This window comes from Methylophaga sulfidovorans, from assembly GCF_900114205.1.
Lineage (GTDB): Bacteria > Pseudomonadota > Gammaproteobacteria > Nitrosococcales > Methylophagaceae > Methylophaga > Methylophaga sulfidovorans.
In genome coordinates this window covers 108,695-127,595 of record NZ_FOSH01000005.1, presented here as the reverse complement: position 1 = coordinate 127,595, position 18,901 = coordinate 108,695, and the positions used below count along the sequence as shown (strand labels likewise).

The 18,901-nt window shown below is 44.2% G+C and carries 19 protein-coding genes; 10 read left to right on the top strand and 9 right to left on the bottom strand.

From position 1 onward, the window contains the following. Positions 1 to 41: 41 nt before the first annotated feature. From BM232_RS05590 to BM232_RS05570, 5 genes are read right to left on the bottom strand one after another with little or no spacing between them, the layout of a single operon-like run. Entirely contained in the window at positions 42 to 1,550 is a 1,509-nt protein-coding gene (locus BM232_RS05590; protein ID WP_091712225.1) for a hypothetical protein, read from the bottom strand. Beyond that, a complete protein-coding gene (gene waaF / locus BM232_RS05585) occupies positions 1,547 to 2,578 on the bottom strand; it encodes a lipopolysaccharide heptosyltransferase II (protein ID WP_091712224.1) in 1,032 nt (343 codons plus the stop codon). The genes BM232_RS05590 and waaF overlap by 4 nt, the downstream gene beginning before the upstream one ends. Positions 2,579 to 2,581: 3 nt before the next feature. After that, positions 2,582 to 3,394, bottom strand: coding sequence for a ZIP family metal transporter (locus BM232_RS05580; RefSeq protein WP_091712223.1), 813 nt, complete (start codon positions 3,392 to 3,394; stop codon positions 2,582 to 2,584). 39 nt (positions 3,395 to 3,433) lie between these two features. Continuing rightward, positions 3,434 to 4,183: a peptidoglycan editing factor PgeF gene (gene pgeF / locus BM232_RS05575; protein WP_177207260.1), complete on the bottom strand. Its 750-nt coding sequence runs from the start codon at positions 4,181 to 4,183 to the stop codon at positions 3,434 to 3,436. After that, positions 4,176 to 4,973, bottom strand: a complete 798-nt coding sequence (locus BM232_RS05570) for an inositol monophosphatase family protein (protein ID WP_091712222.1) — start codon at positions 4,971 to 4,973, stop codon at positions 4,176 to 4,178. Before BM232_RS05570 ends, pgeF begins: the two co-directional genes overlap by 8 nt. A 97-nt stretch (positions 4,974 to 5,070) precedes the next feature. Here BM232_RS05570 and BM232_RS05565 point away from each other — a divergent pair, with 97 nt between their 5' ends. From BM232_RS05565 to BM232_RS05525, 9 genes are all read left to right on the top strand, one after another. Next, positions 5,071 to 5,799 carry a 16S rRNA (uracil(1498)-N(3))-methyltransferase gene (locus BM232_RS05565; RefSeq protein ID WP_091712221.1) on the top strand — a complete coding sequence of 243 codons (729 nt, stop codon included), beginning with the start codon at positions 5,071 to 5,073 and terminating at the stop codon, positions 5,797 to 5,799. Continuing rightward, positions 5,796 to 6,107 carry a DUF3301 domain-containing protein gene (locus tag BM232_RS05560; protein ID WP_091712220.1) on the top strand — a complete coding sequence of 104 codons (312 nt, stop codon included), beginning with the start codon at positions 5,796 to 5,798 and terminating at the stop codon, positions 6,105 to 6,107. Before BM232_RS05565 ends, BM232_RS05560 begins: the two co-directional genes overlap by 4 nt. Positions 6,108 to 6,125: 18 nt before the next feature. Next, positions 6,126 to 7,118 carry a response regulator gene (locus BM232_RS05555; RefSeq protein ID WP_091712219.1) on the top strand — a complete coding sequence of 331 codons (993 nt, stop codon included), beginning with the start codon at positions 6,126 to 6,128 and terminating at the stop codon, positions 7,116 to 7,118. After that, a complete protein-coding gene (gene prmC / locus BM232_RS05550; protein WP_091712218.1) occupies positions 7,118 to 7,954 on the top strand; it encodes a peptide chain release factor N(5)-glutamine methyltransferase in 837 nt (278 codons plus the stop codon). Before BM232_RS05555 ends, prmC begins: the two co-directional genes overlap by 1 nt. Positions 7,955 to 7,985: 31 nt before the next feature. Beyond that, positions 7,986 to 8,744 carry a HesA/MoeB/ThiF family protein gene (locus BM232_RS05545; protein WP_091712217.1) on the top strand — a complete coding sequence of 253 codons (759 nt, stop codon included), beginning with the start codon at positions 7,986 to 7,988 and terminating at the stop codon, positions 8,742 to 8,744. Positions 8,745 to 8,804: 60 nt separating this feature from the next. Then, positions 8,805 to 10,139 (top strand): metalloprotease PmbA, encoded by a 1,335-nt coding sequence (gene pmbA / locus BM232_RS05540; RefSeq protein WP_091712216.1) that lies wholly within the window; start codon positions 8,805 to 8,807, stop codon positions 10,137 to 10,139. 300 nt (positions 10,140 to 10,439) lie between these two features. Next, on the top strand, positions 10,440 to 12,719 hold the full coding sequence (locus BM232_RS05535; protein WP_091712215.1) for a TonB-dependent receptor: 2,280 nt from the start codon (positions 10,440 to 10,442) through the stop codon (positions 12,717 to 12,719). 81 nt (positions 12,720 to 12,800) lie between these two features. Next, complete coding sequence (locus BM232_RS05530; protein WP_091712214.1) at positions 12,801 to 13,481, top strand: Fe2+-dependent dioxygenase; 681 nt, start codon at positions 12,801 to 12,803, stop codon at positions 13,479 to 13,481. A 21-nt stretch (positions 13,482 to 13,502) separates the two neighbouring features. Beyond that, a complete protein-coding gene (locus BM232_RS05525) occupies positions 13,503 to 14,648 on the top strand; it encodes an alpha-hydroxy acid oxidase (RefSeq protein WP_091712213.1) in 1,146 nt (381 codons plus the stop codon). Here the strand turns inward: BM232_RS05525 and BM232_RS05520 are convergent. Genes BM232_RS05520 through BM232_RS05505 form a run of 4 tightly spaced genes read right to left on the bottom strand, consistent with a single transcriptional unit; the run spans position 14,625 to position 18,009 of the window. Next, positions 14,625 to 16,844: a PilZ domain-containing protein gene (locus tag BM232_RS05520; protein WP_091712212.1), complete on the bottom strand. Its 2,220-nt coding sequence runs from the start codon at positions 16,842 to 16,844 to the stop codon at positions 14,625 to 14,627. The two genes, BM232_RS05525 and BM232_RS05520, sit on opposite strands and share 24 nt — an antisense overlap. A gap of 7 nt (positions 16,845 to 16,851) precedes the next feature. Then, positions 16,852 to 17,121, bottom strand: a complete 270-nt coding sequence (locus tag BM232_RS05515) for a BolA family protein (protein ID WP_091712211.1) — start codon at positions 17,119 to 17,121, stop codon at positions 16,852 to 16,854. Further along, positions 17,118 to 17,417 carry a YciI family protein gene (locus BM232_RS05510; protein ID WP_091712210.1) on the bottom strand — a complete coding sequence of 100 codons (300 nt, stop codon included), beginning with the start codon at positions 17,415 to 17,417 and terminating at the stop codon, positions 17,118 to 17,120. Before BM232_RS05510 ends, BM232_RS05515 begins: the two co-directional genes overlap by 4 nt. A gap of 7 nt (positions 17,418 to 17,424) precedes the next feature. Further along, positions 17,425 to 18,009, bottom strand: a complete 585-nt coding sequence (locus BM232_RS05505) for a septation protein A (protein ID WP_091712209.1) — start codon at positions 18,007 to 18,009, stop codon at positions 17,425 to 17,427. 53 nt (positions 18,010 to 18,062) lie between these two features. Here BM232_RS05505 and BM232_RS05500 point away from each other — a divergent pair, with 53 nt between their 5' ends. After that, on the top strand, positions 18,063 to 18,896 hold the full coding sequence (locus BM232_RS05500; protein WP_091712395.1) for a PHP domain-containing protein: 834 nt from the start codon (positions 18,063 to 18,065) through the stop codon (positions 18,894 to 18,896). The last annotated feature ends 5 nt before the right edge of the window (positions 18,897 to 18,901 follow it).

The following is an 18,901-nucleotide window of genomic DNA, read 5'->3' as shown; positions in this document are numbered from 1 at the left end:
TATCCATGGCACAGTAGTAACACATTTCGTTTCACTAGCAATTATTCTTCCATTTCTGGTGGAGTAATAAGTTTGTAGATGATAGCTCTGTCACCTCTGGTGTTTTGATTTTGATGTACAGGTTTAAGAGCCCAGTGACTGTATGTCTTTTCATCATCTTGATGAGATTTTTTTTCTACTACGATCAAGTAATCAAAATCAGGTGAAACCTCAAGTTCTCGATTCAGTTTTAGCGGCGTCTTAGGTTTATTTTCATTGAAATAAAAATCAATAAAAATATCGTTGGTAAGAACTTGACTATTTTCTGGCAAATGTTGGCTCGCCCATATTGCTGTTTCTTTTATATAGCCTTTTTTTACACTACTAGTGAAAGTATCTATAAGGCTGGCGACAAGCAAGAACGGAATTAATATGACTGCGATTTTATTTTTTGCTTGCCAGTAATCATCAATCAGCCGACACATTGCAGGTAGCATGAGTAGCATCAGAGCAGTTATTAACATGACAGCATAACGAGTACTCATGAAGTAATGTTTGAATAGGAACGCAAGTAAAATAATGAGATTGATGCCAATAAAGAAAAGCAAGAAATGACGAGTATTATCGTTAGATGATCCTTTCTTATGCTGGAGTTTAGCAAATGTAAATAAAATAAGATTAAGGGGCGATAAGCCGGTAATGATTTTTGCCAATAACATATAAACCAGGCCTGAAGCCAAAATCATTCCGCTGTATCTTTCTGAATACTGGTTCAATAATTCATTACCTAGAACAGTTGTCTTGTTATGGAATTCATTTGTGATAGCTGAGTAGTCAAGAAACTGCGTCACGCTTAACAGTTTACCGAAGGCGTTCATTAAGCCTTGTTGTTGAGTAAATACGACTGCAGCCAATACGCCACCAAGAAGAAACAATGAACAGAGTTTAATAGCTGATTTTAATCCGTCTCTAAATCCTAGTTGGAACACGATGAAGAGAGGCGTTGCCAGAATAATAACAATAGCTTCAACACGGAATAACAGGGCTAATAAGCTGGATAATTGCCAGTAAATCCCATTTATCCAGCTAGGTTTTTCTAAAAAGATAAGGGTTCGGTAGATGGAAATAGAGATAAATGCCCAATAACCAATATCTCTAATAATATAGCTGCGATAGTCATTTAAAGTGGAAAAGCACAGAATTAGCAGGGCTGCAATAAAAACATATCTTAGGTTCGTTAATAATTTGTTAGCAATAAGAACCAGTGCGTCAGTAAAAACAACAAAAAGAAGGCTGTTGATAATCTGTCCGCTAAATTCGAGTTTGAGGCCTGTAAACTGATGAAACTCTGCAATCAAAATGGAAAAAAACGGCCAGTCATACATTGAGGCTGTAGCAGTAAGTCCTCCATCTATATAGGCCTTTGCCATGTTCATATACAAAACGCCATCACTATTGATTAATTGATCATTAGTGAATGCCAGTATGGAAAATAATAGACTAAAAAACGCCGTAAATAGGCGAGTATTGCTAAGGGATAAATCTAAAAAAAGCGAGTTTAACGGTTTCATCTTGTTGCTTTTATTTGGCTGATAACACTTTCAACAGAAAGTTGTTTCATACAATTATGATGGCCCAGAGGGCAGCTACGTTTGAAGCACGGGCTACAGTCCATATCAATTTGTATGATATGAGCATTGCTGGCTAAAGGTGGTGTAAACGCCGGTGAGGTTGGGCCGTAAACAGCGACTAATGGCACCTGTAACGCCGCAGCAATATGCATTAAGCCTGAATCATTGGATACTACTTGATCGGCTGTACCTAATAAATCGATGGCTTCTTCTAATTGTGTCTGACCAGCAAGGCTGATTAAATTGTCCGAGGAATTCTGGCAAAGATTGACGATTTCTTCAGCAGTGCTGACATCTGCTTTGGAACCAAGAATCAATACTTGCCATCCAGATGTCAGGAAAAAATCAGCTAACGCGGCGTAATGAGAGGTTGGCCATTGTTTGGCTGGCCCAAACTCTGCACCAGGGCAGAGAATAAGTCGTTTTTGCTCGCTCGACGGACGTTTAGGATTAATTGCTTCATTGGCCGGCTCAGCAATCATTAATGGTGCTTCATAAGGCGGTTTAGTTCGGGATTGTGATGCCGGATGAGCCAGAGCAACAAAACGCTCGACCATCATAGGTAAAGCTTGCTTGTCGAGTTTGCGGGCATCATTTAGTAAGCCGTAACGATATTCACCAAGCCATCCAGTTCTGAGCGGTATTTTTGCAAACCAGGGAATTAATGCCGACTTCCACGAATTAGGCAGGACAATCGCTTGGTCATAGTGTTTATCGCGTAGCGAGATGCCTAATTGTTTACGCATTTTCCAGCCAAAAATGCCATGTGATATCGGCATGCTGATGGCCTCATTAACTTCTGGCATGCGCTGCAGCAGGGGGCGTGTCCAATCCATAGCGAGGACATCGATGGTGACTGCTGGATTGTTTTTTTTCAACGCAATGAAAAGTGATTGCGCCATCACCATGTCACCCACCCACGATGGACCGACAATTAAAATCTTTTTATTAGGGTTCCTTCCCGCCATGATTTAATGCAGCGTGCTGTGAGCGATATAGATAAATACGACGCCCAAGGCAATCAAACTGATTTGTTGAAAAGATTCAATAGGTTTGACTTTCTCGTGCAGGCCAGGAATTAAATCAGCAACAGCCACGTAAATGAAGCTGGATGCTGCAACTAACAAGACATAAGGCAAGAAATGCTGCATGCCGGATAGGGCGAAATAACCAATTAGCGCACCAGCTAATGTGCCTAGACTCGACAAAATATTGTAATAGAGTGCTTTTTTTCGGCTAAAACCACTGTGTAATAAGATGACAAAGTCACCTAATTCTTGTGGAATTTCATGGGCTGCAATAGCTAATGCAGTGACAATACCAAGATGAACATCAGTTAAAAAGGCAGCAGTAATCAAAATACCATCCACAAAGTTATGAATCGTATCGCCAATCAGAATTAATGGACCAGCAGATTTATGTTTGTGGTTATGGTGGTGGCCACCATGGTGATCAGGTCTGTCTAATTCCGGGATATGTTCATGACCATGATGGCTATGACAGTGCCGCCATAACACCATTTTCTCCAGAGCAAAGAAAGTGAGTAAGCCAATAAGCAATGTTAAACCGATAGCATGCGCATCGATGGCGTACTCGTGTTCAATGGCATGTGGAATTAAACCCAAAAAAGACGCGCCCAGCATCGCGCCTATTGCGAAGCTAACCAAATGTGGTACGGCCAGCGTGCGATGTTTTTCAGGCAATAATAAAAAGGATGAGGCTACAATAACGCTTAATAGTCCGCCTACCAGACTAAAAACAATGATCCAGATGAGTAATTCCATAATGATCCAACAAGGCTGAATTAAGCCGGTAATGATACCTTATTTATTGCTGATCCAGATAAGCGAAACCATACGACCAGTCTCTCCATCACGTCGATAAGAGAAAAAGCGGGATGCATCGGTCATCGTGCAATAATGACCACCGGACAGACGTGAAATACCATGCTGTCTCAATCTCAGGCGGGCGAGCTGATAGATATCGGCTAAGAAGTGGCTGTCATCGGTTGCTTGAAAAGCCACTTCAGCCATCGGATCGTGACTGAGAAATGTCTCATAAACATCTCGGCCAACTTCAAACTTTTCCGGCCCAATAGCTGGCCCCAACCAGGCATAAATATGTTCTGCGGCATCATCAAATTGCGCTATGGTTTTTTCTATAATGCCATCGGCCAGACCTCGCCAGCCAGCATGTATAGCGGCGACTTCAGTACCAGATTCATTGCTTAATAATAACGGCAGACAGTCAGCCGTCATAATCGCACAGACATGATTAATTTGATTGCAGTAAATAGCATCTGCTTCGATACCTTCGTACCAATCCTGACTGTTGACCACCTCAGTGCTGTGCGTCTGTTGCAGCCATAGTGGTGAAGTTGGCAATTTTAAGGCTGTGGCAAGTGTTTTACGATTTTTTTCCACATTCTCAGCCGTATCATTAACGTGATTGGCAAGATTAAGACTATCGTATGGGGAGGGGCTGATGCCGCCCTTTCTGGTTGTTGTGTATGCCTGAATATGGTCGGGCATGGTCCAGTCTGGCGTGATAAATTCCAGTACTTTTCTAACCATTCACCGCATCCAGTAAATAGCTTTGCCAAACCTGAAATAATTGCTCATCAATGGCAGCACATGAAGAACGTGGCTGTAATGTGTAATGGAATGACGGGTCGCCATACAGAGTAGAAGCAAAACCACCTGCTTCTTCTAAAATTAAGTCGCCGGCGGCATAGTCCCAAATCTGCTGACTACCGTGCAGATAAATATGCCCACGACCAGCCGCTAACCAGCATAGCTCGAGCGCAATAGAACCCAGATTCCGCTGTGAGGCAAAAGGACGATCCGCGACGATTTTAGAGGCTAAGTCTGGTGGCAAACGCTTAAAGTCAACAAAGGCAATAGTATTGTCGAGGCTAAGATTGGGAGAGGTCAGACGAAGAGGTTCATCATTTAGCCAAGCACCCTGACCCCGAATAGCCGTAAAACTCTCATTACGGGATGGATCTAATACCATGGCAAAGGTCACTTCACCCTGCTCAATCAAGGCCAGTGAAATAGAGTAAAAAGGCAAGCCTGAAGCAAAGTTGCTGGTACCATCGACAGGATCAAGACACCAGATAGGTTTGCCGGAATCAAATAGCTGTTGCTGCTGTTCAGCAGACATTTCTTCGCCTAGCAAAGCGATATCTGGATACAACTCAGCAAGTTGTTTGGTTAATGAACTTTGTACTGCGCTATCGGCGGCAGTGACGATGCTGCCATCTTTTTTATAGTCACGGCTGACATTATTGGTATAGGGCAAAAGAGTCGTGGAGGCCACGTCCCTGACAAGTTGCTGAATTTGTTGCCGGTCTATATTCATATCTTGAGTATAACAGCGAAAAAAGGAATTTGATTCAATCTATCGGTGACAATCTGTAAACTGCTAGTCACTTTAGTAGCTTTTTGACTTCAACACCATGCGAATGCCCCGATTTTATACTGAAACATTGCCATCTTCTGAATCAGAATTTGTCTTGCCTGATGATGTGCATCGCCATGCCATTCAGGTACTGCGTCTTAAACTGGGAGCAAATATCCGCTTGTTTAATGGTCAGGGTATGGAATATGAAGCTGAATTGACGCTTGTTGAAAAGCGACAATCGCGCGTTCGCCTTGGCGAGCCTATAACGACGCAGAAAGAGTCACCACTGGACATTACTCTGTTACAAGGCATTTCTCGTGGTGAACGTATGGATTTTGCCATTCAAAAAGCGGTGGAGCTTGGTGTTACAAAGATTGTTCCGGTGATTACCGAACGTTGTAATGTGCAGTTAAGTGGCGACCGTGCTGATAAGCGGTTTAATCACTGGACAGGTGTCATGGTCAGTGCCTGCGAGCAGTCCGGGCGTAGTTTCCTGCCTGAGCTAACTGCCGTTCAAACTTATTCAACAGCGCTTTCTGATTACAACGATGAGCTGAACTTAGTGCTGGATCCATTAGCACAAAAAGGGTTTTCTGAATTGACCAAGCCGACGTCCCTGACCATGTTAATCGGGCCAGAGGGTGGCTTATCAGATGCTGAAATTGAGATGGCAAAAGCCATCGGATATCAGGCCGTACAGTTTGGGCCGCGTATTCTTCGTACAGAAACAGCCGCGGTGGCAGCTTTAGCTGTTGCCCAAACATTATGGGGTGATCTGGGATGAACGATAGCGGTTTACTGCTGATTATTCTCGGCAGCCTCGCCTGGTTCTGGTGGGACAGTCGTGGCGTGGCTGAACGGGCGACGATTGCCGCAAAATCGTATTGTGCGAATACAGGTGTCGCATTTTTAAATGATACGGTTTTCTGGCGTAAAATCCGTTTTAAACGTAACGGTCAAGGACGAATACAGTTACAGCGTTATTACTTTTTTGAATTTGCCAGCGATATGCAACAACGTTATCGGGGTGAAGTCATTATGATAGGAAAAAAAGTGGAGTCGATTAAAATGGATGCGTTTCGCGCCGGTTAATATCAGCAGAGGATAAACATGTCTAAATTTACGGCATTGGTGGTGGATGATTCTCGCGTTGCCAGAATGACGTTGAGTAAGTTATTGCGTGACCACAGTTTTAACAGTGTTGAACTGGGTAGTGCTGAAGAAGCCATGCAATGGCTGCAAACTACGGACAAACTGCCTGACCTCATTTTTATGGATGTCATGATGGCAGCAATGGACGGACTCACCGCTACTGCTCAGCTAAAGCAACACCCAAAATGGGGACGAATTCCAGTTGTTATTTGTACCGGCAATGAAACTGAAGCTGATCAGAAAAAGGCCTTTGATGCTGGTGCTTCTGCCGTTCTGAGTAAACCACCTGAGGCAGACCAAGTGGCAGCCATATTAGATGATATTGAGCTCAGCGCTATTGAATTACCTGATATGTCAATTACTGCCCCTGAGCCAGAGCAGGTAGATCTAGATAGTATTCTGGTCTCGTTTAAGGAAGAGCTGTTCAATGAGATTGAGCAGCGTTTCCAGCAGATATCATCTACTCCGGTCGAAGCTTCGACTCATTTTGGCCGCGATGACGTAACTCAGTTGGTAAAAGAACTGACAGAACAACAGTTCTCCGATCTGAAACAATCATTGTCTGTGCAATTGAATGAGTTGGTGACGATAACGGCTGAACCGGTTTTACAGCAAGCGCTGAGAGAGATGGACTTAAGTTCGAGCATTGATCGCGCTCTGGAGCAGCATACTGGGAAGTGGCTGGATAAACAGCAAAATATCGTACGTGAGTCAGTGTTAAGGCAGCTTAATCATGATTTAAATCCACTGGTTGCGAAAAGTCTTGAGCGTTTAGTGAATGAAAAAATCCTACCGCTTATCCGTAATCAAGTGACCACAATGAAGCAAGAGTTTGATAACAGCCATCAAGAACAGTGGACTCAGTTGCATGCACAACTGACGATGCAACGTAATATCAGTATCGGCATTGGTGTCATTGCAATATTAGCTTTGGTGTTTGTGTTTATTTAATGTTGCCCTCTATACGTGAAGCACAGGCCTACGGCCGTACTTGTTTAATCCATTCAAGCAGTCCAGATGTTGATGTGCAGTATCTGTTATGCCATCTTTTAAATTGTTCGCCCACCCGGCTGTTACTCGACGCAGAAACAGATCTTACAGAACAACAATGGCAAGACTTCAAGCAGTTTATTGAGCGACGACAAACAGGTGAGCCGATTGCACATATTACTGGCTCAAGGGGATTTTGGTCGCTCGATCTAGCCGTGAATGATTCGACCTTGATTCCAAGGCCGGATACTGAATTGTTAGTTGCACTGGCTTTGGCGAAAGTAGAAGCCGGCATGCAAATTATTGATCTGGGAACTGGCAGCGGAGCAATTGCCTTATCAATCGCTGCTGAGCGGCCGGATATCACCATGATTGCAACAGACTTTCATCTGCCTGCAGTGCAATTAGCTCAAGCAAATGCGCGCAAGCACAAGTTAAATAATGTGCATTTTATCCAGGCTTCCTGGCTGACTGCCTGTCAGGAAAATCAATTTGATATGGTGATTTCAAACCCGCCCTATATCGAAGCAGATGATCCGCATTTACAGCAGGGTGATGTGCGTTTTGAACCACTTTCTGCGCTCATTTCAGGCCCGGATGGACTGGACGATATACGACTTATTACCAAACAGGCAGCTGATTGTTTGCGGCCAAATGGCTGGTTGCTGGTGGAGCATGGTTATGATCAGTCTCAGGCTGTGCAACACCTTTTTTCAGAGGCTGGCTTTTCTCATATCTCAGCACACCAGGATTTTGGCGGAAACGACCGGGCGGTGATGGGGCAACTCACGTTATAATGCCGCACTAGTTTATTGAGTTTAATCAGTGATGAATGACGAACAATTATTACGCTACAGCCGACATATTTTATTGTCCCAGATGGACATTGAAGGTCAGCAGCGTCTGCTTGATAGCCATGTGATGATCATTGGTTTAGGTGGCTTGGGTGCGCCTGTTTCTATGTATTTGGCTGCATCCGGAGTTGGTCATTTAACCCTGGTGGATGATGATGTGGTGGAATTAGCCAATTTACAACGGCAGATTGTTCATACTCATCAAAATATTGGCCGAAAGAAGGTCGAGTCGGCGGCAGAACAATTACATGCACTAAATCCGGATATCCGGATCGATATGATCGATAAACGACTGGATAAACCGGCTATGCTGGCGGCATCGAGTGATGTAGATGTGATCGTAGATTGTACCGATAATTTTGAGACACGCTTTTTCTTAAATGAAGTCAGCAGGGAAAATAAGATTCCCCTTGTATCAGGTGCAGCTATTCGTTTTGACGGACAAGTGACAGTCTATGACCCACGTCAGGCTGATTCACCATGCTATCGCTGCTTGTATGAAGACAAAGGCGAATTACAGGAAACCTGCTCAGAAAGTGGTGTGTTTGCACCCATGCTCGCTATGATTGGTGGCACGCAGGCTGCTGAAACACTAAAGTTACTGGCAAAAATTGGGACACCATTGACCGGACGGCTACTATTGCTGGATGGTCTGTCTATGAGTTGGCGAGAGATAAAACTCAAGCCTGATCCAAGCTGTCCGGTTTGCTCCAATAGCCATCACAAAACATAGACCGATAAGGCATCTTATGCCATTAGCAAAAGACAAAATAAGTCGAGGATTTGAACACTAATGAGTCAAATGACAAACACTGCTGAATTAGAACGTGCCGCTGAATTGGCATTAGCTGAAGCCAAAAAACAGGGGGCAAGTTCTGCTGAAGTGGGCATCAGCCACAGTGAAGGGTTATCGGTCACTGTTCGTCAACGTGAAGTCGAAACCCTTGAACACAATAACGATACTGGTTTAGGCATCACCGTGTATTTCAGACACAGCAAAGCTTCATCAAGTACCTCTGACTTGAGTGAGGCAGCCATTGCAGAAGCCGTCAAAGCGGCTTGTAATATTGCCAAGCATACCCAGGCTGATGATGCGGCAGGACTTGCGGATGCAAATTTAATGGCCACAGAGTTTCCGGAGTTATCGCTTTATCATCCTTGGTCGATTGATGTGGATAAAGCCATTGACTTAGCGACATTGTGTGAACAGGCTGGCCTTGATAGTGATAGCCGGATTTCAAATTCTGAAGGTGCTACTGTTTCCAGTCACAGCGGGCAACGAGTATATGCAAATAGTCATGGCTTTCTCGGTGCGACACAAAGCAGTCGTCATAGCTTGTCTGCAACGCTTATTGCTGAGGACCGGCGCGGTATGCAGCGCGACTACTGGTATGACATCAAACGCGATGCCAATGATCTTGCCAGTGCTGAGTCCATCGGTCTAAAAGCCGCGGAACGCACTCTGTCACGACTTGGTGTGGGTGAAGTAAAAACTGGAAGCTATCCAGTGATCTTTAATGCGCAGATGGCCCCTTCTTTGTTTGGCCAGCTGATTTCGGCCATCCGTGGCGGTGCGCTATACCGTAAAGCGTCTTTTTTGCTGGACAAAAAAGGTGAGCAAATCTTCCCAGAATTTATTCATGTACATGAACAACCCCATATTCTCAAAGCCTTAGGCAGTGCCAGCTTTGATGGAGAAGGTGTTGCCACACAAAATCGTGACATTATTCTTGATGGTGTGTTGCAGGGTTATGTATTGGATAGTTATGCCGCTAGACGTTTGGGCCTGCAAACCACAGGCAACGCTGGCGGTGTCCATAATCTGACTATTGATAGCAGCACTGATGCTGATTTAGCCGCACTGATAAAAAAAATGGATAAAGGCATTATCGTCACTGAAACCATGGGCATGGGCGTTAACATCGTAAATGGCGACTATTCGCAGGGTGCCGCAGGCTTCTGGGTTGAGAATGGTGAAATTCAGTACCCGGTTGATGAATTTACCATCGCCAGTAACTTGCAAGACATGTTTATGGGGATTGTCGATGTGGGAAGCGATGTGGATATACGTGGTAATACCCGTTGTGGTTCGGTCTTGATCGAAAAAATGATGATCGCTGCTTCTTAACTAGAATGAAAGTTGGAAAGACAGGCAGTTAAAGCATAAGCACTGTCTGTCTTTCGGACTGATGACCTATCGAGCAGCTAAAATGTGCTGCTGACTCAAAAAACATTAAATTTCTACTCATCTGGCAAGCAGTTCAAATCAATCTCATTGTTTAATCAAGCTGTGGTTTATTTACTATAAACAAGATAATTTCTTAAATGTAATTGATAATCTATTGCATTTGGATTTAGTTAAAGGTAGAGTTTTGTCTCTTCTGGCCTGACAACGCGTTTGGTTTATCTTTAACTAAAGACGAGCATTATGAAAAACAAATATCCTTCACGACGTCCTAGATTGAATAAATCTGTTCATCCGACCATCACTGCTTTTTTATTATCACTACCTCTGACACCTGTCGTTATGGCTGATAACAGTGTTACTGATAATGGAGTTGAGCTAGATAGTATTAACGTCCTGGGTGAGAAAACAGACCAATTCAATACTGAATATTCTTCCTCCAATAAATTCACTGCGCCGTTATTGGATACGCCTAAAACGGTCAATGTTATTCCAAAAGCTGTTATCAGTGAGAAAGGGGTGACCACACTTGAGGAAGCATTAAGAACAGTGCCAGGTATTACTTTTGGCGCTGGCGAAGGGGGCAATCCATTAGGTGACAGACCCTTTATTCGTGGTATTGATAGTCAAAACAGTATTTCGGTTGATGGCTTGCGTGATATCGCCGCGGGTTCGCGTGAGATGTTTAATGTAGAACAAGTAGAAGTGATAAAAGGCGCTGATTCGGCATTTAATGGCCGTGCAGGAGCAGGTGGGAGTATCAATATTTCGACCAAGCTGCCAAAGGCAGAAAACTTCAAGCGTGCAGAAATCGGTTTAGGTACGGATAATCATTTCCGCAGTACTATTGATGTGAACCAGTTTTTTGATAATGGTGTAGCTGTCCGCTTGAATGCGATGGGTTTAAAAGAAGATATCCCAGGTCGGGATGGACCAGAAAATAAACGTTGGGGCATTGCACCTTCTGTCACATTGGGCCTAGATACACCAACAAGAGTGACATTGGCTTGGTACCACCTGGAAACCAATGACATTCCTGATGGTGGTGTTCCATATAATGTCCCTAGCACATTACCTACTTCAGGATCTGTCACGCTGCATCCAACAACCGGTGGAGACCGAAAGAATTGGTATGGTATGACACATCGCGACTTTCGCGATGAAACCACCGATCAGCTCACAGGTATTGTCGAGCATGATTTAAATTCAGACACGACCATTAAAAATACATTCCGTTTTGCAAAATCCAAACAAGATTATCTCTGGACACTGCCTGACGACAGTAAAGGTAATGTGGCTAATGGTTTAGTCTGGCGTCGGGGTAATGCTAACTACAGCAAAACAGAAACTGTACAAAATGCGACTGAACTGAGTGGGAAGTTTGACACCAGTTTCATTGAGCATAGCTATACCACCGGTATAGAGCTATCTCATGAAAAATCTGAAGTAAAACGCACAGCCGTTACCTTTAACAATGCGTATGTTAATTGTGGCCAAGATGCGATTGATGCTTTTCTCTGTACCAGCCTAAGCAATCCATCACCTAATGACCCGTGGTTATTTGACTACACCCTGCCAGAACCTGCTAAGTACAGAACAAAAACAGCCTCTGCCTATGTGTTTGATACTATGCAATTATCTCCACAGTGGTTACTGAATGGTGGTATTCGTTTTGATCATTATGACTCAACTTATACGGGCGCTTCAGCGGCAAGCGTGTCTCGTATTGATAATTTATGGAACTACCAACTGGGCATTGTCTTCAAGCCAGTAGAAAACGGTAGTATCTATGCTAATTACTCAACATCAAGTACACCTGGTAACTCATTCTTGGGGCAAGGACGTGAAGCAGGCTCAATTGATCCTAACGGACGCCGCTCACCGAGTAATGCGGATCAACTCAAACCAGAAAAGACCCGCGCCTATGAGTTAGGAACCAAATGGAATTTTGCTGATAATCGTTTATCTCTTGGTGCTGCAGTATTCCGTAATGAAGTGACGAATGTTCGTATTCAGGATCCGAATGATGCTTCACTGGCCGAAATGGGCGGTGAAAAAGTGGTTAATGGTCTGGAGCTGTCAGCGACAGGTCAATTAACACGTAAATGGGATGTATTTGCTGGTTATACCTATATGGAAAGTGAACAAAAAGATCTGGGCTTGAGCGATGGCGTGCCCGCTGCTGGAACGGGTAAAGCTTTTCCTAACACACCACGCCACAGTTTCACTTTATGGACGAGTTATAAAGTTACACCTAAGCTGACGTCAGGCGTGGGCATGATCAGTCAAAGTGAAATGGTTGGTGGCTATACTTTCAATGATGATGCGCTGATTACCAGAGCGGTGCCAGGTTATACACGTTTTGACGGCATGGTGAACTATGCCATCAGTGACAAGCTGGAAGCACAATTAAATGTGTATAACCTGCTTGATAAAGAGTATTACTCTTCTTCATATACGTCACATTATGCAACGATGGCAGCAGGTCGCTCCGCCGTGGCCACATTGAAACTCGATTTCTAAAGGTGACATTTAGTTATACTCTGTTTAGCTTTGCCATCATTATGATGGCAAAGCTTTTTTGCTATAAGGGTGTCACTCATTATGCTTATTCCTATTAAGGGTCTGTTGAGTTCAGAGGAAGCTGAAAAATGTCGGCAGGCGCTGATGCAAGAGACGTGGAAGGATGGACGACAGACCGCTGGGCATGTTGCTATCAATGCGAAAACTAATTTGCAGTTAAGTCGGGAGAGTCAGGTAGGTCAACAGATTGGTGATTTGATTCTTGACCGCTTGGGTGCACACCCACAATTTATGTCTGCCGTATTACCATCAAAGGTATTGCCGCCATTATTTAATCGCTACGAAGGCGGTGGCGCCTATGGTAACCATGTTGATAACGCATTATTAACACTACCTAATTCAAGCATTAAATTACGCAGTGATGTTTCTACCACCGTCTTCTTATCTGACGCCGAGGAATACGAAGGTGGAGAACTGGTTATTCAACATAGTTATGGTGAGGAGCGCGTTAAGCTGGCAGCAGGGGATGCTATTGTCTATCCGGCAAATAGTTTGCACCGGGTGGAACCTGTCACAGAGGGCGTGCGGCTGGCGGCTTTTTTCTGGTCACAAAGTTTAGTCGCAAGCAGTGAACAGAGACAAATGCTGTATGAACTTGATCAAAGTATTCAGACGCTAATCATGGAGAATCCTGAAAGTGAGTCCATCGCGTCGTTAACGCACCTTTATCATAATCTGTTACGTCACTGGTCACAGACATAAAGTTGAAGGGAATAATCACCCATGGATCAACAAACTAAGCATATTCTGCAAGCCGCTTTATCAGCTATTCCAACAAGCATTAGACGTGCTGCTGATTATGAAACTTTGGCAAGAGAGTTTATTGCCGATGATATTTGGGCTTATATTCAGGAAGGTGCTGATAAACCCAGCCAGCAACAAATAAACCGACAGGCATTTGACCGCTGGCATTGGTTACCTCGCCGATTACAGCGTATTCATCAAGGCAGTGCTAAAAGTCATTTATTGGGTCAGTTGCATGCCTACCCGATGTTGCTTGCGCCCATTGCTTATCATGGTTTAGTTCATCCACAGGGCGAGTTGGCAATGGCACAAGCCGCAGCCGCTTTACAGACAGGCTTGGTGGTTAGCTCTTTAGCCAGTAGGCGATTAGAGGATATTGCTGAGACGTTTTATGCCACTGCTGCAGAAATGCAAATTGCCGCCGCACCGTTATGGTTTCAGCTGTATTGGCAAGCCGATATTGAGCAAAATAAGCAATTGATCGAACGTGCTGTTAAGGCTGGCTATCAAGCTATCGTCTGGACAGTAGACGCTCAATACAAGCGTTCAGAATTTGAATTACCAGAGGGCGTTACGGCTGTTAATTTAGCAGCACAATCTCAGGAAAAATACACCAGTCATGTGCTGGATAAAGATATTGTGTTTCAATCCACTCTGGCTCAACAAGAAACAGATTGGGCAACACTGGACTGGATAAAACAACAGACCTCACTGCCAGTGATCGTTAAGGGACTTTTAGCCCCGCTTGATGTTTTAACGGCTCAACAAAAAGGCGCTGATGCGGTGGTGATTTCAAACCATGGTAGTCGTGTATTGTCAGATACGGTCTCACCTCTGAGTGTTTTACCAGACATTAAAAAGGCATTAGCTGATGATGCTCTGCCACTGATTGTCGACAGTGGCATTCGCTCTGGGAATGATATTGCTAAAGCCCTGGCATTAGGGGCGGATGCGGTATTTTTAGGTCGTCCACAACTATATGCGCTGGCTGTCGCGGGTAGTCTGGGTGTGGCCCATCTATTACATTTATATCGCGCCGAGTTAGAAATGACGATGGCGCAGCTGGGGTGTCACTCTATTGCAGCGCTCAGCCCAGACTATTTATGGGATGCGCTCCGCAACTGATGAGTTCGCATACATCAGCTGAATTAACTGTGTAATATCAGTCAGTTCTGCTATAGCGAACAATTCACTGAGCTGCCGACGAATATGTTTTATGCGGTGAGCTTGTTTGCTACGTTGCTGATTCAGTTGCGGTAATAGATCGGTTTGTTTATCGGCTTCCCGGCGACTGATTGGGCTGATATAACATTGAAAGGCATAAAATTGTTTAGCTGCCAGTGCGCGCTGTAGAAAGCGATCTTTATCGCGCTGCGCGATAAATTGATGATCAAACATCCATTGCCACTGATCCTGGCTACTTTCAAACCCATATAAAGCGGTATTGAGTGATTCCCCTTCTTTTGCTTGAAAGCCTTTGACTTGTTCATGAAGTTCCGCCAGATGAACTTCTATTGATAACCAAAAGTTATCTGACTTCTGACTGGCATTATTGAGTTCAGTGCAGCCCACAATTGAGATACGTCTTTGACCCGATTCATCAACACCGAGAAATAAAGGAATCGATTCAGCTGTGTCGAGCAGAGCAGGGAGGAACAAACGACTTTCATGACGCTGAATGACATCATCCTGATTTTGCTTTAATTGCTGTTGATTGCTGGCAATAACGTGGTTAAAAAACTGATCCTGACTTGAGGAGCAGTGCTCATGAATACGTTCAAAACCGAGTTGATACTGATTTTTCCAGCGTTTTTTATTCTTTAGTTGATAGGGGATGCGTTGCAAGCTGACTTTTTTAGTCTGGCTTTGCCAGCGAGGGAAGTCCACATAAACAACTTTATCCAGAGTCACTTCAATACTAAGTGGCAAGCCAACAGATAAACCATGACTTGAAACATCCACACTGGTAGTTTCATATTGTTGCTCATTGATATGAACAATGACGGGTGTGTGAATTTGATAGCGCTGAACCTGGCGTTTAATGATATGACTTAAGGCATAAGGTGTCGGCAGGTCATTTAACTCCCAGAGGGGGATGTCATAGCATTCCGGTTGATTCGGCATTCCCTTATTAGCATCAGAAAGTGAAGGCGTTAGGGATTGTTGCAAATCAATCAGACGAATGGCGTACTGTGGACAATTCAGATTGTTTTCTAACTGTTGACCATAGCCAGGCATCAATTCTTTTAGAGCACTTATTGAGGTCGCAGATAAGCTGTCATCAATCTGAATCTGGCTTCTCAGCATCAGAAACAAATGCTGGTGGTTCATTGCGGCATGGTTGAGCAATGCGCTGACTTGCTTATCTGACTTTAATGGCGAAAAACAAACCTGCTTGTTACCTATCAGTATTAATAATTTCTCTTGTTGTTTTTGCTCGGGTACCGGCAGGCTTTCAATCAGCGAGGTCAGGCTGGTTTGCCAGTGTTGCGTCTGCCATTCCGCTTCTACACTACAGAAAATAGCCTGATAATCCGGATAGTCAGCGTGTTGCACTTGCCACAATACCGGGTAAGCAAGATGATTTACCCAAAGGCGGTGATAAAAAGCTTTTTGTAAATTGAGTAACTCATACTCGGTATCAATATGACGCTGCTTTGCTTGTTGCTCAATAAAGTCAGACATCCACTGAACAAATTCCGCATCGGTATTTTCTTGGGTAAGAATCAGTGTTGAATAGGCCTCATCGTGTTCCAGTTTTAATATCTGGTAACGCTGAACTGACAAGAACGACTGCCGGTGTTTTTCTGACAGCTCGCTAAACTCAACCATCACTGAGTCACCTGTGTGCAGTGTATAACTGCGTTTTATAGTGACTCGTATGGCGGTTAAGGAGATATTGACGGTATGGCCGCTGTATAACACATCGGCGATTCGTAGTTTTACCGGCGTACTATAATTCAGTCGTTGTTCTGTGCGGGAGAAACTTTCATCCAGTATCAAACGTTGAATGGCTGGCTGTTCCGATTCTGACGATTCTTCAAGTGTATTAGTTTGCTCTAATTGTTTGATGGTTTTCAGCACCGCCTCATAGACTGCTACGGTGTAGCGGCCCTGAGTACGATTCATCAGTTGTTTAACAAGTAAATATGCTCTGTCATCAAGATAGTGGCGGCGACCGCCAAACTCATAGGCCTGACATTCACCACTGACTTTACCTCGCAAATCAATAATTCGCAGGCAATCTTTATTAAGGCGTTGTTTCTCTAATCCTTGCAAAAAGGCTTGGTTTTTTTGCTTAAGATCAGCACTTTCAGCCATGGCGATATTATTGAGGCTGGTATTCGGAGGGGGTTTTTGCCTGGATGCTTAAGGCATGAATTTTCGACTTCATCAGCGGTTCGACCTGCTCAAAAACCAGACGGTGACGTTTGATAAGTGTTAAGCCTGAGAAAGCTTCACTGACAATCAGTAAGTTGTAGTGGCCACCGCCAGTATTGCCAGCATGTCCAGCATGTTTATCGCTGTCATCTTCAATATCGATCAACTCTGGTGACAAGGATTGTAATGCAGTTTTTATTTCATCAATGGTGCTCATGGTAAAACTTTTTTAAAGGGTTTAACGGTGACCTTAGCGTAGACTTCAGCGTCCATATAAGGATCGTCTGCAGCCCATGATTGTGCTTGTTCAAGGCTATCAAACTCAGCGACAACCAGACTGCCGCTAAAGCCAGCATCTCCTGGAGCTTCACTATCCACGGCAGGGTGAGGACCGGCCAGAACTAAACGCCCTTGATTCTGTAGTGTATGAAGACGTTCTAAATGCGCCGGTCTGGCGGCAAGACGTTTGCTCAGACTGTCGGGATGATCTTCGCTAATAATGGCGTATAGCATCGTTTTATTATTCCTCTTTTTTGACTTCTACAGCATGTTTTGCCAGGTAAATAGACTGTGCAATAACAAAGACAACGGTCAGTCCCAACATGCCGAATAATTTGAAGTTGACCCAGGTAGCTTCATCAAAATTAAAAGCCACATACAGGTTAACCAAACCGGATAATACGAAAAAGGCCACCCAAGCCAGATTGAGGCGAGCCCATATTTTAGCGGGGAGTTGAATATGATCTGCCATCATTCGTTCTAATAGTGATTTATCGGTAAACATATAAGCCCCAATAAACACAATGGCGAATAACCAGTTCACCGCAGTTGGTTTCCACTTGATAAAGTCCGGATTATGTAACCAGAGTGTCAACCCGCCTAACACCAGAACCAAAGCGAGGGTAATTAAATGCGCACGTTCGACTTTTCGATACAGCAACCAGGTGATGGATACCTGCAATACACTGACCACAATCATGACTGCGGTGGCGACATAAATGCCTTCTAAATGATAGGTAACACCATTAAAAGTGTAGTCTCCGCCGCCAAGCTTATAAGCGACAAAAAACAATACAATAGGTAGGAAATCGAAGAATAATTTCATTTCATTTTTTCACTTCAAGCAGGATGCCTGCATTCTATCGTAAAATAGTGCCTATGACTCAGTTTGACTTACATACTCATTCCACTGCCTCTGATGGCTCACTGTCGCCCGAAGCGTTAGTTGCTCGCGCCAAACAACAGGGTGTCACTCACCTTGCATTGACTGACCATGATGGCACGGAAGGTATCAGGCAGGCCATGGCAGAAGCTCAGAAGCAGGATGTGGTTTTGATCCCTGGGGTGGAAATATCGGTCAGTTGGAATGGTGCTACGGTCCATATCGTGGGATTACAGATAGATATCGATAATTCAACGTTACAACAAGGACTATCAGAATTACGTGATTATCGTCGTCAACGCGCGCTAGATATTGCAACACGTTTAGATAAAGCGGGTATTCCGGGTGCGTATGACGGTGCTAGTCAATATGCCTCTGAAACTATGCTGGGACGAGTGCATTTTGCCCGCTTTTTAGTCGAAAAAGGCTATGCAAAAGATATGAAGGACGTCTTTAAGCGTTTTCTGGTTCGCAATAAACCTGGTTATGTCACAGGGCATTGGGCCAGCCTTGAAGATACCGTCAACTGGATTAATGGTGCAGGTGGCCAGGCTGTAATTGCTCATCCGGCACGTTATAAAATGACCGCGACAAAGCGGCGAAAATTAGTCGCTGAGTTTAAAGATCTGGGTGGCTCCGCTATTGAGGTCGCTTCTGGTGCACAGCATCCAGAAGAAGTCAGAACAATGGCAAGGCTGGCAACCGAGTTTGAATTATTAGCTTCAGCAGGTTCAGACTTTCATGGTCCGGATAATAGCTATACTGAATTAGGTAAAATGACGACATTGCCACCAAACGTAACACCCATTTGGTCTACATGGACGAATTAAGCCCT

What these genes read in the sequence shown, in the direction of transcription:
- pgeF (WP_177207260.1), bottom strand. Translation starts at nt 4,183, where the DNA reads ATGGTTAGAAAAGTACTGGAATTTATCACGCCAGACTGGACCATGCCC.
- BM232_RS05565 (WP_091712221.1), top strand. Translation starts at nt 5,071, where the DNA reads ATGCGAATGCCCCGATTTTATACTGAAACATTGCCATCTTCTGAATCA.
- BM232_RS05535 (WP_091712215.1), top strand. Translation starts at nt 10,440, where the DNA reads ATGAAAAACAAATATCCTTCACGACGTCCTAGATTGAATAAATCTGTT.
- BM232_RS05580 (WP_091712223.1), bottom strand. Translation starts at nt 3,394, where the DNA reads ATGGAATTACTCATCTGGATCATTGTTTTTAGTCTGGTAGGCGGACTA.
- BM232_RS05515 (WP_091712211.1), bottom strand. Translation starts at nt 17,121, where the DNA reads ATGAGCACCATTGATGAAATAAAAACTGCATTACAATCCTTGTCACCA.
- BM232_RS05545 (WP_091712217.1), top strand. Translation starts at nt 7,986, where the DNA reads ATGAATGACGAACAATTATTACGCTACAGCCGACATATTTTATTGTCC.
- BM232_RS05560 (WP_091712220.1), top strand. Translation starts at nt 5,796, where the DNA reads ATGAACGATAGCGGTTTACTGCTGATTATTCTCGGCAGCCTCGCCTGG.
- BM232_RS05510 (WP_091712210.1), bottom strand. Translation starts at nt 17,417, where the DNA reads ATGCTATACGCCATTATTAGCGAAGATCATCCCGACAGTCTGAGCAAA.
- waaF (WP_091712224.1), bottom strand. Translation starts at nt 2,578, where the DNA reads ATGGCGGGAAGGAACCCTAATAAAAAGATTTTAATTGTCGGTCCATCG.
- BM232_RS05500 (WP_091712395.1), top strand. Translation starts at nt 18,063, where the DNA reads ATGACTCAGTTTGACTTACATACTCATTCCACTGCCTCTGATGGCTCA.
- pmbA (WP_091712216.1), top strand. Translation starts at nt 8,805, where the DNA reads ATGAGTCAAATGACAAACACTGCTGAATTAGAACGTGCCGCTGAATTG.
- BM232_RS05530 (WP_091712214.1), top strand. Translation starts at nt 12,801, where the DNA reads ATGCTTATTCCTATTAAGGGTCTGTTGAGTTCAGAGGAAGCTGAAAAA.
- BM232_RS05525 (WP_091712213.1), top strand. Translation starts at nt 13,503, where the DNA reads ATGGATCAACAAACTAAGCATATTCTGCAAGCCGCTTTATCAGCTATT.
- BM232_RS05570 (WP_091712222.1), bottom strand. Translation starts at nt 4,973, where the DNA reads ATGAATATAGACCGGCAACAAATTCAGCAACTTGTCAGGGACGTGGCC.
- BM232_RS05555 (WP_091712219.1), top strand. Translation starts at nt 6,126, where the DNA reads ATGTCTAAATTTACGGCATTGGTGGTGGATGATTCTCGCGTTGCCAGA.
- BM232_RS05520 (WP_091712212.1), bottom strand. Translation starts at nt 16,844, where the DNA reads ATGGCTGAAAGTGCTGATCTTAAGCAAAAAAACCAAGCCTTTTTGCAA.
- prmC (WP_091712218.1), top strand. Translation starts at nt 7,118, where the DNA reads ATGTTGCCCTCTATACGTGAAGCACAGGCCTACGGCCGTACTTGTTTA.
- BM232_RS05505 (WP_091712209.1), bottom strand. Translation starts at nt 18,009, where the DNA reads ATGAAATTATTCTTCGATTTCCTACCTATTGTATTGTTTTTTGTCGCT.
- BM232_RS05590 (WP_091712225.1), bottom strand. Translation starts at nt 1,550, where the DNA reads ATGAAACCGTTAAACTCGCTTTTTTTAGATTTATCCCTTAGCAATACT.